The organism is Roseinatronobacter sp., from assembly GCF_051859525.1.
Taxonomy (GTDB): Bacteria; Pseudomonadota; Alphaproteobacteria; order Rhodobacterales; family Rhodobacteraceae; genus Roseinatronobacter.
The window spans coordinates 146,192-158,251 of record NZ_JBHYFM010000001.1; the positions used below are offsets into that span (position 1 = coordinate 146,192).

The following is a 12,060-nucleotide window of genomic DNA, read 5'->3' on the forward strand; positions in this document are numbered from 1 at the left end:
TTATCCCCTGCCGGCTGCGCCTTGCGGCGGTTGCGGCATCAGGAAATGGCCGGTCGCCTGCGCAAACAGCCTTGCGCGGTTGTCCTGCCACGCCTCGACATGGACACTGGCATAGCGCCGCCCCGAACGGTTCACGCGTGCGCGCGCATAGGCATCGCGCGGCAGGCCCGTACGGAGGTAATCTATTGTGAAATCAATGGTTTTTGGCAGGCGTGGCATGTCTTGCGCCATGCTTTCCGCGCTCAGGCGGCCTGATTCCAGCTCCTCCCACAGCATGGCCCAGCTTAATTCGACAATGGCGGCCATTTCCAGAAATGACGCGATGACACCGCCATGCAGCGCGGGCAGGATGGGGTTGCCGATCAGGCTGTCATCATAGGGCAGCACCGCAGTCAGTTCGTCGCCGTGGCGTTCAAACCGGATGCCAAGGAATTGCGCATAGGGAATCGCCCCCACCAAGGTCTGAAGCGCGGTGTCACGGCGGTATTTTATCTGTTGTACGGGTTCGGGGCGCTTCATTCCGGCACCTTCTGCGCGCGATCGAATGTGAATGCGCCTGCGGCTGTGGCGACAGGGTTCAGGTCGTCCTCGTCATGGGCGGTGGCGCGCACAAAGGCCACATTGCGCGTCACATGGTAGCAAATGGCGCGCGCCGTTATGCGTTGTCCCGGTGTTGCCGCGCGCATGTAGTCAATGCGCAGGTCAATGGTCGCGGTTGTGGTCGCGCCCGGATAGGACATGACCGCGGCCCCCCCGCATGTATCCATCAACGCCGATACTGCCCCGCCATGAATGACCCCTGTGGCGGGATCGCCCACGAAACGGGCATCCCAGCCCATGGATATCTGCGCCTCACCCGCGTCGATGGCTTCCAGTTGCATTCCCAGCGCGCGCGCAAAGGGCAGGGCCGAGATAAAACTTTGCGGATCTGGTGACGACATGGGAACCTCTGGCGATTATGGGAATTCTATCTGTGCCCTATATTGCATAAATGGCAAGGGGCTGTGGGGAATTGCATCAATGCGAGGCTCCGCGTAGCATGGTGCTTGATTCAGGGGGAGCATGCAAATTGACCGAGACCAGACTGGGGTTCAAGCAGATGTGTGCGAAGTTCGACGTCACACCGCGCACCCTGCGATATTACGAATATATCGAACTTCTGTCCCCGGAAAAAGAAGGGCGCAACCGGTTTTATACCCCGCGCGAAGTCGCCAGAATGACACTTATCATGCGCGGGCGGCGGTTCGGGTTCAGCCTGGAAGAAATTCGCCAATGGCTGGAAATTTATGAAGAATCAGGAACTGAAACCCAGTTGCTGGCCTGGTTGAAAATGGCGGACCGCCAACTTGTCGCGCTGCACGATCAAGCGGTCGAGTTGGAACAAACGATCAGCGATTTGCAAAAGCTGCGTGCAGATGCCGCCCGACTGCTGGAACGTGACGGAACGTGACGTAACCTGACTTTCTGACGTTGCGTTTAACTTTACCTTCACGTCAACCTGCATATCTTCCCCTGTATGGCCGCGGGTCGCAAGGCGCGCAGTTTTCGAAAGGGGGTAATCATGTCGGAAGACGTGAAAACAATCAGACAGATGTGCGATGCGTTCGGTGTAACACCGCGCACACTTCGTTTTTATGAAGCGAAAGAACTGTTATATCCCCGGCGCGACGGGCAGCACCGGCTGTTCACGCGCCGCGATCAGGCCCGCCTGAAGCTGATACTGCGTGGCAAGCGGTTCGGGTTCAGTCTGGAAGATATCCGCCAGCTTCTGAATATGTATGAACGCGACGACAGCGAATTGAAGCAGTTGCGCAAAACCTATGAAATCGCGCTGGAGCGGCTGGCCGATATGGAGCGCCAGCGCGATGAACTGACAGAAGCCATCATTGATTTGAAGAAAGAGCTGGCATGGGGCGAATCTGTCCTGCGCCAGTCCGACAAGCCTGCCGCTGCCGAATAATCTACATGGTTTCAGTGCATGCGCCTGAAACACCGACGACATCAGGGAGAGACGTGAATGCCCATCTACGCTGCGCCGACCAAGGATATTGACTTTGTCTTGCACGATTTTCTGAACATCAGCAGGTCGGAAATTCCGGGCTATGCCGATCTGGACCGCGAATTCACCTCGGCAATTCTGGACGAAGCCGCGAAACTGGCAGAAGGTGCGCTGGCCCCCCTGAACGGGGTGGGCGACCAGCAGGGGTGCCGGCTGGAAAACGGGGTGGTGCGTACCCCCGACGGGTTCAAGGCCGCATTCGATCAGGTCAAGGCGGGTGGCTGGAACGGGCTGGACCTGCCCGAAGAATATGGCGGACAGAACCTGCCTTATGTGTTGCAAACCGCAGTGGGTGAAGTGTTTTCAGCCGCCAACATGGCCTTCAACATGTATCAGGGTCTGACACATGGCGCGATTTCTGCCATCATCGCGCATGGATCGGACCAGCAGAAAGCGCGCTTTCTGCCGAAGATGATCAGCCTTGACTGGACCGGCACCATGAACCTGACAGAACCGCATTGCGGCACTGATCTGGGCATGATCCGCACCAAGGCCGAACCGCAGGATGACGGCAGCTACAAGATTACCGGTCAGAAGATTTTCATCTCGGCCGGTGATCACGACATGGCGGAAAACATTATTCATCTGGTTCTGGCCAAGGCCCCGGGCGGGGGCGCGGGAACAAAAGGGATATCACTGTTCATCGTCCCCAAGATCATGGTCCATGATGACGGCAGCCTTGGTTCCCCCAACGCGGTCTCGGTCGGCAAGATCGAAGAGAAGATGGGCATTCACGGCAATGCAACCTGCGTCATGAATTACGATGGCGCGACCGGCTATCTGGTGGGTGATCTGCACAAGGGCATGCGCGCCATGTTCACAATGATGAACGAAGCGCGTCTTGGCGTGGGGCTGCAAGGCTATGCGCAGGCCGAAATCGCCTATCAGAACGCGCGCGCCTATGCGATTGACCGGCTGCAAGGGCGTGATGTGACTGGCACCAAAAACCCGGACGGTCCTGCCGACCCCCTGATCGTGCACCCCGATGTGCGCCGCATGCTGATGGATCAGAAAAGTTTCGTTGAAGGCGCGCGCGCCTTCACCATCTGGGGGGCCGGCCAGATTGACCGCGCCCACCGCATGAATGACCCGCAGGCCGATGGCCTGATTTCGCTGCTGACACCCGTGATCAAGGGGTTCCTGACCGATAAGGGCTTTGACATGTGCATTCAGGCCCAGCAGGTCTATGGCGGTCATGGCTATATTGAGGAATGGGGCGTGTCCCAATATGCCCGTGATGCGCGGATCGCGATGATCTATGAAGGCGCGAACGGCATTCAGGCGCTGGATCTGGTCGGCCGTAAGCTGGCGCAGGATGGCGGCAAACACGTCATGGCGTTCTTTGCGCTGGTCAAGGATTTCATCAAGGAATGCGAAGGGGAATTCCGCCTTGAGGAATTTGTGACCCCGTTGAAATCAGCCTCCAAGGATTTGCAGGCGGCGGCGCTGTATTTCATGGAAAACGGTATGAAAAACCCCAATGATGCTTTGGCGGGGTCCAATGATTTCATGCATATGTTCGGCCATGTCTGCCTTGGTCTGGCTTGGGCGCAAATGGCAAAAGCCGCGTTTGCCGCACTGGACAACGGCGCAACAGATCAGGCATTCCTGAATGCGAAACTGGTCACGGGGCGCTATTACATGACGCGCCATCTGCCTGCGACAGCCTTGCATCTGGCACGTATTCGCAGCGGGTCTGACGCCATGATGGCACTGGACCCCGATCAGTTCTAGACCAGACACGGGGGCACCGCCTGCCACACGGTGCCCTGTTTTTGATGTGGAGGTAGCATGCCCAAACGGTTTCGTCTGACACGCCGGTTCAACATGGCCATGACCGAAGATGGCTACCGGCGGTTGCGCCGCTTCGCCCAGGAGGCCGGACTGGAGGAGGGCGAGGCGCTGTCTTTCCTGTTCGAGAATTTTGAGTCGGTGACGCATGCCGAAAATCTGGGCCACCGGCTGCGGATGTTCAATTCGGAACTGGAGGCGCGCAAACGATGAGTGATGACGCCTTCGGCGAGAGTATTTTGGGCAAGATGAAAGCGCGGACAGGATGATGCGCCCCGTCCCTCCGCTTGTGGCATCATCAGAACGGGGCGGCTTCACCTTGCGCGGTCATCGGCTCTCCAGCCTGTACCGCGACACCAAGAATGCATCATTAAGGTTAACAAAGCCTGAGCGCGGCACGCCTTCATCTTGCAAAAAATACTCAAAAACGCCGCTGCCCACGCGATATGCCGGTTGGACCCGAAAGGCCGGTGCAGAACCGACAGGGCGTTCAAGGGGCAGATTTAACGAAATACAGTGACGATAATAGAATACGGAGGATCACATGAGCGACGCTTATATCTATGACACCATCCGCACGCCAAGGGGTAAGGGGCGCGCTGATGGCAGCCTGCACGAAGTGACCGCCGTGCGACTTTCTGCCTTGGTTCTGAACCATCTGAAATCCCGCAATGATCTGGACACCCGCGCGATCGAGGATCTGATCTGGGGCAATGTTACGCAAGTGGGTGAACAGGGGGGCTGTCTGGCGCGCACGGCAATCCTTGCATCGGATTTCGACGAACAAGTGCCCGGACTGGCAATCAACCGCTTTTGTGCATCCGGCATGGAGGCAGTGAATATTGCCGCAAATCAGGTGCGTGGCGGCTCGGGTATGGCCTATGTTGCAGGCGGGGTCGAGATGATGAGCCGTGTTGCCATGGGGTCTGACGGGGCGGCTGTGGCCGTGGACCCGTCTGTCGCGATGGAGCGGCATTTCGTCCCGCAAGGCATTGCGGCAGATATCATCGCCACGCAATACGGCTTCACCCGCCAGATGGCCGATGAACTGGCCGTTGAAAGCCAGAAGCGCGCAGCCACCGCATGGCAGGACGGGCGGTTTTCCCGATCTGTTGTCCCTGTCACCGATATCAACGGCCTGACCATACTGGAGCGCGACGAATACATGCGCCCCGCAACGGACATGGACAGCCTGTCCGCGCTGAAACCCGCGTTCAAGGATATGGGCGAGGTGATGCCTGGCTTCGACAAGGTGGCCTTGATGAAATACCCGCATCTGGAACGGATCGAGCATGTTCACCATGCTGGCAATTCATCAGGCATTGTTGACGGGGCGGCGGGTGTTTTGATCGGCAACAAGGAATTTGGTGAAAAATATGGCCTGAAGCCGCGCGCGCGCATTCGTGCCACTGCGAAAATCGGCACGGACCCCACCATCATGCTGACAGGCCCCGTGCCTGTGACCGAAAAAATCCTGCGCGATGCTGGCATGCAGATTTCCGACATTGACCTGTTCGAGGTCAACGAGGCTTTTGCCGCAGTTGTACTGCGCTTCATGCAGGCCTTTGACGTGGGCAGTGACCGCGTCAATGTTAACGGGGGTGCGATTGCCATGGGCCACCCGTTGGGCGCAACAGGGGCCATGATCATCGGCACGCTGCTGGATGAGTTGGAACGCACAGGCAAGGGCACGGGCCTTGCAACGCTGTGCGTTGCATCCGGCATGGGGGCGGCCACGATCATCGAACGCGTGTAAGGGGGGCAAGGAACATGACTGACTTTAACTATAGCGTAGACAGTGATGGCGTTGCGATCATCACATGGGACATTCAGGGCAAATCCATGAATGTGCTGTCGCTTGAGGGGCTGGCCGAACTGGAAGCGCAGATCGATACCGCGATTGCGGATGACGCGGTGAAGGGCGTTATCATCACCTCGGCCAAGGCGGATTTTGCGGGCGGGATGGACCTGAATGTTATTGCCAAGATGAAGGACATGGCGGGCGACCAGCCAGAAAAGGGCCTGTTCGATGGCATCATGTCGTTGCATCGTTGCCTGCGCAAGATTGAACGCGCGGGCATGGACCCCAAGACCCTGAAGGGGGGCAAGCCGGTTGTGGCGGCCCTGCCGGGCACGGCTTTGGGCATTGGTCTGGAAATCCCGCTGGCCTGTCACCGCATCATCGCGGCGGATAATCCCAAGGCCAAGATCGGCTTGCCTGAAATTATGGTGGGTATATTCCCCGGCGCAGGCGGCACAACGCGGCTGGCGCGGAAACTGGGCGCAATGGGCGCGGCACCGTTTTTGCTGGAAGGCAAGCTGTCGGACCCGAAGAAAGCCAAGTCGGCGGGCTTGATTGACGAGGTTGTCCCCGCAGATGACCTGATGGCCCGCGCGAAGGAATGGGTGCTGGGCGCGAAAGACGCGGATCTGGTCAAGCCATGGGACGCCAAGGGCTATAAAATGCCCGGCGGCGCGCCCTATCATCCGGCGGGGTTCATGACCTTCGTGGGTGCATCCGCCATGATCAATGGCAAGACCCAAGGGGTCTATCCGGCGGCAAAGGCGCTTTTGTCGGCCGTGTATGAAGGGGCGCAGGTGCCCTTTGACACCGCCCTGAGGGTTGAGGCGCGCTGGTTTGTGCATGTGCTGATGAACCCCAGTTCAAGCGCGATGATCCGGTCGCTGTTCATCAACAAGGAAGCGCTGGAAAAAGGCGCGAACCGCCCCAAGGTCGAGGATGAGAAAGTTCGCAAACTGGGGGTTCTGGGTGCAGGCATGATGGGGGCAGGCATTGCCTATGTTGCCGCCAATGCCGGTATTGATGTGGTTTTGATTGATGCGCAGCAGGCGGCAGCAGACAAAGGCAAGGCCCATGCCGAGGGGATTCTGGACAAGGGCATGAAGCGCGGCAAGGTCACCGAGGCCAAAAAGGCCGAAGTGCTGGCGCGCATTCTTGCCACGATCGAGTATGACGCGCTTGCGGGCTGCGATCTGGTCATCGAGGCGGTGTTTGAAGACCCCAAAGTCAAGGCCGAGGTGACAGCCAGGGCCGAAGCCGTGCTGCCCGATGACGCGATTTTCGCGACCAACACATCCACCCTGCCGATCACTGATCTGGCCAAGGCCAGCGCGCGGCGCGATCAGTTCATCGGCATCCATTTCTTCAGTCCCGTGGACAAGATGCTGCTGGTCGAAATCATCAAGGGCGCAGGGACGGGGGACCGCGCAGTCGCCAAGGCGCTGGATTTCGTCCGCCAGATCCGCAAGACGCCCATTGTCGTGAATGACGCGCGGTTCTTCTATGCCAATCGCTGCATCATCCCCTACCTTAATGAAGGGATGCGCATGGTGCGCGAAGGGGTAGCACCTGCGCTGGTGGAAAATGCGGCCAAGCTGATGGGCATGCCATTGGGGCCGCTGCAACTGGTTGATGAAACATCGCTTGATCTGGGGGCGAAGATTGCCAAGGCCACGCGCGCGGCCATGGGCGATGCTTACGCCGATGGTGATGTGGACGAGGTGGTGTTCTGGATGGTGGAACAGGGCCGTTTGGGCCGCAAATCCGCCGCTGGCTTTTACGAGTATGACGACAAGGGCAAGCGGCAGGGATTGTGGCAGGGGATGGGCGGGCAATTCCCCCCATCGGACGCCCAACCCGATGTTATCGAGGTGCAGCACCGTCTGATGTTTGCCCAAGCGCTGGAAGCGGTGCGCGCACTTGAAGACGGCGTGCTGGAAGATATCCGCGAAGGGGATGTTGGCGCAATTCTGGGCTGGGGCTTCGCGCCATGGTCGGGCGGCCCGTTTTCATGGCTGGACATGCTGGGCGCGGAATTCGCTGTATCCGTGTGCGACGACCTTGAGGCGCGCCTTGGGCCGCGCTTCAAGGCACCTGATTTGTTGCGCGAGATGGCAGATAAGGGCCGCAGCTTTTATGCAGGCCGCACTTCTGCCGCGGCATAAGTAAAACACGCAGCTTGCGCGGTCAGTGCCGTGCAAGCTGCATCCTGTTTCAGCGCATTTGCGACCCGTTGCAGTTGCGACGGGCTTAGGCGCGGTGTGTCAAGCGTGCCAACGGCTGCTGCCGCATGCAGGGGCGAAAAATCGCTTTCGGCACGGGCACTGACCAATGCCGCGCCGGCGCAGTGTATCACCTGCTCTGATGCGAAGGTCAGCATGTGGATGCACAGATCATCATTGATTGGCGCGCGGTGAATGCCGCCATAGCCTTCAAGCATCAGGGCCTGAATCAGCACGAACGGTTCGCCGAAGTCGATTTCGGCCATGTCGGATTCGACGATGACTTCCTGACAGGGCAGCAACGAGATTTGCTTGCGATTGCCCAGCACTCCGGCGGGAACGATCATCATGAATGCCTTATGTGCGGGCAGGCTTGCTTGTGCGATGGTGATCCTGTGATTGCCCTCAACCCGTTGCATGCCGTTGTCAAAAGTCAGAACCAGATCGCCGGGAAGAATGGTCTCGACCCCGCGCCAGCCCGAATCCGTCCCGATCAATGTGCCGGGCAACAACCCGTCTTCGCGCAGCGCGACATCATAAAGTCCGGCATCCTTATGCATGGCCGCAGCGATTGCGGGGGCGAAGGCTGACAAGCTGCCAATATGTGCATGTGCATTGGTCTGTGAATTCATCATTCTGTAACCCTTTTTTTATCTGCCCGAACACTGATGAGAGAGTGACCGCTTTATAGGTTAACCCAGCGTTAAGGACAAAATCAGGGAAAGAACCGGACCTTTTCAAGGCAAGGAATTTTGTTTCATTTCAATACAAGACTGGCTAGTTTTATAATATTGCGCGCAGATGTCTGTTTGGCAGCGTCAGGCGTTGGCAGATAGCAAGGCAAAGGGGGCGCGATGGGCTGGCTTGCAGATGAAACCGGACTGGAACGAAACGCTGCGAATTATGTTGCCCTGACGCCCTTGTCACATCTGCGCCGCGCCGCGGATGTGTTTGCGCGGCGCGAGGCGCTTGTGTACGGGAGTACGCGCCGCAGCTATGCCGACTATGCCCAAAGGGTGACGCGGCTTGCTGCCAGTCTTGCGGCACATGGACTCCGGTCTGGTGACGTGGTGGCAACGCTTTTGCCGAACATACCTGCCCATGCCGAAGCGCATTTTGCTGTGCCGGCCTGTGGGGGGGTGCTGAATGCCATCAATACGCGGCTGGATGTGGACACTGTTGCCTATATTCTGGACCATGGCGGGGCAAAGGTCGTGTTGGTGGACACCGCGTTTCTGCCGCTTGCCGAAGCCGCCTGCGCAACGCTGGATCAGCCGCCCGATGTGATCGAGGTTGCAGACACGGAAGCAGGGTTTCACCCGACAGGGCGGCATATCAACTATGAGGATTTTCTGAATGCAGGGGATTCGCAATTCGACTGGATCATGCCGCGTGAGGAGTGGGAGAGCATCGCGCTGAATTACACATCCGGCACAACCGGACGCCCCAAAGGCGTGGTCTATCACCATCGCGGCGCGTATCTGTCGACGCTAAGCCAGCCGATCTCGTGGCGTATGACCTTGTTCCCAAGGTATCTGACGATTGTGCCGATGTTCCATTGCAATGCATGGTGCCACCCTTGGATGATTCCGGCGCTGGGCGGTTGTATCATTTGCCTGCGCGATGTGACCGCCGCAGGTGTCTATCACGCCATAAGCGTGGAAAGGGCGACCCATTTCGGCGGTGCGCCGATTGTATTGCAAACCATCATCAATGCGCGCCCCGAAGACCGCCTGCCGTTCGATCATACGGTCGAGGTGTTTACCGCAGGTGCACCGCCGCCTGCTGCCGTTCTGGCCGCGATTGAGCCGCTGGGGTTCAATGTGACGCAGGTTTACGGATTGACCGAAACCTATGGCCCAGCAACCGAATGCCTGTGGCATGAGGGGTTCGACACGCTGCGCGGTGACGACCGCGCCGATGTGAAAGCCCGCACCGGCATTCTTATGCCATTCATGGAGGATGTGCCCGTCATGCAGCCCGACACGATGACACCTGTGGCGCGTGACGGGGTTGCCTTGGGCGAAATCATGCATCGTGGCAATGGGGTGATGAAAGGGTATTACAAGAACCCGCAAGCCACTGCGGACGCCTTTCGCAACGGGTATTTCCATTCCGGTGACATCGCATTCTGGCACGATGACGGCTATATCAAGATTGCGGATCGCGCCAAGGATATCATCATCTCCGGGGGCGAGAATGTAAGCTCGGTCGAGGTGGAGGGCGTGTTGATGAAACACCCCGCGGTCGGGCTGGCCGCCGTTGTCGCCAAGCCCGATGACAAATGGGGCGAGATTCCCTGTGCCTGCATCGAGGTCAAGCCGGATGCGACCGTCAGCGAGCAGGACCTTATCGCATTTTGCCGCGAACGTCTGGCAGGGTTCAAGACGCCCAAGCAGGTGGTCTTCATGGAACTGCCGAAAACGGCGACCGGCAAGATTCAGAAGGCCGATTTGCGTGCGTTGGTGCGCGCGTTGTGACATGCTGGCCTTGCGTGCGAAGTTACGCTAAAGTGCCCGCAAAACGACAGAGCAGGCAAGCGGCATGACGACCGCGCTTAAGAAATATCATAAGCTTGAAGGCATGGGCCTTTGGTCGGGCGGGGTCGAGGACCAGCGCCGCGAAGTGGTTGTTTCCTTCGGGGATGCGACGCTTGTGATTATGGACAGCCGCAGCATGCATGTGTTGTCGCATTGGTCGCTGGCCGCTATTGAACGGTTGAATCCGGGAAAACGGCCTGCGTTGTTCAGCCCTGATGGTGATGCCAGTGAAGTCCTTGAACTGGATGAAGACCTGCTGATTGATGCATTGAAAGAATTGCAGGTTGCGCTTGCCCCGCCGCGCAGTCTGTTCGACCGGCTGCGCACACGGATCATGGCGGGGCTTAGTCTGGCGGTTCTGGGCGCGGGCGCGGTCCTGCTGCCGCCCGCCTTGGTCGATCATACAGCGTCGGTTGTGCCAATGGCCAAGCGGGTGGAAATCGCGGACCGTCTGTTGGCCGATCTGGTTCAGACGGGGGCCGCAACGTGCCAAAGCAGTCTTGGAACCAGCGCTTTGGGGGTGCTGCAACGCCGTCTTTTTGATGCGCCCGCGCGTCTGGTTATTATGCGCAACCTGCCGCAACAGGCGCCCCGAATCCAGCATTTCCCGGGGCGACTGTTCGTGGTGGATGCGCGGCTTCTGGATCAGGCGGAAAGTGCCGAAGCCCTGGCAGGGGCGTTTGCGCTGGCAGGGGTGCGCGCAGCGGCAGATGATCCCTTGCGCCCGCTTTTGCGTCATGTCGGGGTATTTACCACGTTCCGGCTGCTGACATCGGGGGAGTTGCGCGCAGGCGCTGCACGCGGATACGCGCGCTCGGTCCTGACAGCGCCGTTGACCGAACCCGACGCGGACGCGGTGCAACTGCGTTTCGACCGTCTGGAACTGTCGCTGCGTGCGTTTGCCGAAAATCCGGTGACACTGGACCCGGCTGCGGCAGGGGTGGTTGAAGCCTTGCGTGCCGAAATGGACATGCAAAGCCAACCGCCGCACGCGGCGCTTTTGACCGATGGTCAATGGGTAAGCCTGCTGAATATCTGCGACGGGTAAGGGTCTTGCAGCCGTGTTGAACTGGCAGTCCCGTCTTGCCAATCTTGCTATCGGGTGCGCCTGCCCTCAGGCAGGGGGCTGCACCTGCCATGGTGTTTCAAACCAGTATTCCTGAAGGTTCGGTGTGTCCCCGATCCGGTCGATGACGGCAAACCTGCCGGGCCGGGCCAGCGGCGTCAGCACACCATGCCAGATATTGCGATGGAAATTTATCCCTTGCGCCCCGTTTGTCACGAAGGCCAGCGGGGTAGCCGGACGTCCGCCATCATCTTGCGCGACGATCACGAGGAAGGCTTCGCAATGCATGGGGATAAACGCCTGACTGCCATCGGGGTGGCGCTCCATCATCTCCAGACAGTAGGGCAGGGCGCGCGGCTGGGCGTCGAACAACGAAATTCCGGCCCGCCCGCCAGCGCCGAAATCCAGTCTTGCGCGGTCATGGAAACGCCCGCACAGGCCCTGATTGATAAGTTTGTCGGGCGTGCCCTGAATTTCAAGAACATCGCCGAACGGGGCGAAGGCACGCGGGTTTAGGGAGTGTGTCGCCAGGCTGTGCGTCATATCGGGCAGGGTGATCCGGTGATGGGGCTGGATTTGAG

Annotated in this window: 12 protein-coding genes; 8 read left to right on the forward strand and 4 right to left on the reverse strand. The window is 59.0% G+C overall.

The features are described from left to right. Positions 1-519: a PaaI family thioesterase gene (locus tag ACTIE1_RS00720; protein WP_439560292.1), complete on the reverse strand. Its 519-nt coding sequence runs from the start codon at positions 517-519 to the stop codon at positions 1-3. Continuing rightward, positions 516-941: a PaaI family thioesterase gene (locus ACTIE1_RS00725; protein ID WP_439560291.1), complete on the reverse strand. Its 426-nt coding sequence runs from the start codon at positions 939-941 to the stop codon at positions 516-518. The genes ACTIE1_RS00720 and ACTIE1_RS00725 overlap by 4 nt, the downstream gene beginning before the upstream one ends. Positions 942-1,069: 128 nt before the next feature. On the opposite strand from ACTIE1_RS00725, the gene ACTIE1_RS00730 reads away from it, so the two are divergent. The 6 genes from ACTIE1_RS00730 (at position 1,070) to ACTIE1_RS00755 (ending at position 7,816) form a co-directional block, all read left to right on the forward strand. After that, the gene (locus ACTIE1_RS00730; protein WP_439560290.1) at positions 1,070-1,450 is read left to right on the forward strand and encodes a MerR family transcriptional regulator; all 381 of its coding nucleotides are present in this window, start codon (positions 1,070-1,072) and stop codon (positions 1,448-1,450) included. A 111-nt stretch (positions 1,451-1,561) separates the two neighbouring features. Then, positions 1,562-1,960 (forward strand): MerR family transcriptional regulator, encoded by a 399-nt coding sequence (locus tag ACTIE1_RS00735; protein ID WP_439560289.1) that lies wholly within the window; start codon positions 1,562-1,564, stop codon positions 1,958-1,960. Positions 1,961-2,017: 57 nt separating this feature from the next. Next, a complete protein-coding gene (locus tag ACTIE1_RS00740; RefSeq protein WP_439560288.1) occupies positions 2,018-3,793 on the forward strand; it encodes an acyl-CoA dehydrogenase C-terminal domain-containing protein in 1,776 nt (591 codons plus the stop codon). Positions 3,794-3,850: 57 nt separating this feature from the next. Beyond that, positions 3,851-4,063, forward strand: coding sequence for a hypothetical protein (locus ACTIE1_RS00745; protein ID WP_274350255.1), 213 nt, complete (start codon positions 3,851-3,853; stop codon positions 4,061-4,063). A gap of 331 nt (positions 4,064-4,394) precedes the next feature. Further along, entirely contained in the window at positions 4,395-5,606 is a 1,212-nt protein-coding gene (locus tag ACTIE1_RS00750; protein WP_439560287.1) for an acetyl-CoA C-acetyltransferase, read from the forward strand. A 14-nt stretch (positions 5,607-5,620) separates the two neighbouring features. After that, positions 5,621-7,816 (forward strand): 3-hydroxyacyl-CoA dehydrogenase NAD-binding domain-containing protein, encoded by a 2,196-nt coding sequence (locus ACTIE1_RS00755; protein WP_439563220.1) that lies wholly within the window; start codon positions 5,621-5,623, stop codon positions 7,814-7,816. On the opposite strand, the gene ACTIE1_RS00760 is transcribed toward ACTIE1_RS00755, so the two are convergent. Further along, complete coding sequence (locus tag ACTIE1_RS00760) at positions 7,786-8,508, reverse strand: Hint domain-containing protein (RefSeq protein ID WP_439560285.1); 723 nt, start codon at positions 8,506-8,508, stop codon at positions 7,786-7,788. The two genes, ACTIE1_RS00755 and ACTIE1_RS00760, sit on opposite strands and share 31 nt — an antisense overlap. A 219-nt stretch (positions 8,509-8,727) precedes the next feature. Between ACTIE1_RS00760 and ACTIE1_RS00765 the strand changes: the two genes are divergently transcribed. Beyond that, the gene (locus ACTIE1_RS00765) at positions 8,728-10,353 is read left to right on the forward strand and encodes an AMP-binding protein (protein WP_439560284.1); all 1,626 of its coding nucleotides are present in this window, start codon (positions 8,728-8,730) and stop codon (positions 10,351-10,353) included. Positions 10,354-10,417: 64 nt separating this feature from the next. Continuing rightward, positions 10,418-11,461, forward strand: a complete 1,044-nt coding sequence (locus ACTIE1_RS00770) for a hypothetical protein (protein WP_439563221.1) — start codon at positions 10,418-10,420, stop codon at positions 11,459-11,461. Positions 11,462-11,527: 66 nt separating this feature from the next. Here the strand turns inward: ACTIE1_RS00770 and ACTIE1_RS00775 are convergent, their stop codons facing one another. After that, on the reverse strand, positions 11,528-12,022 hold the full coding sequence (locus ACTIE1_RS00775; protein ID WP_439560282.1) for an ureidoglycolate lyase: 495 nt from the start codon (positions 12,020-12,022) through the stop codon (positions 11,528-11,530). Between the last annotated feature and the right edge of the window lie 38 nt (positions 12,023-12,060).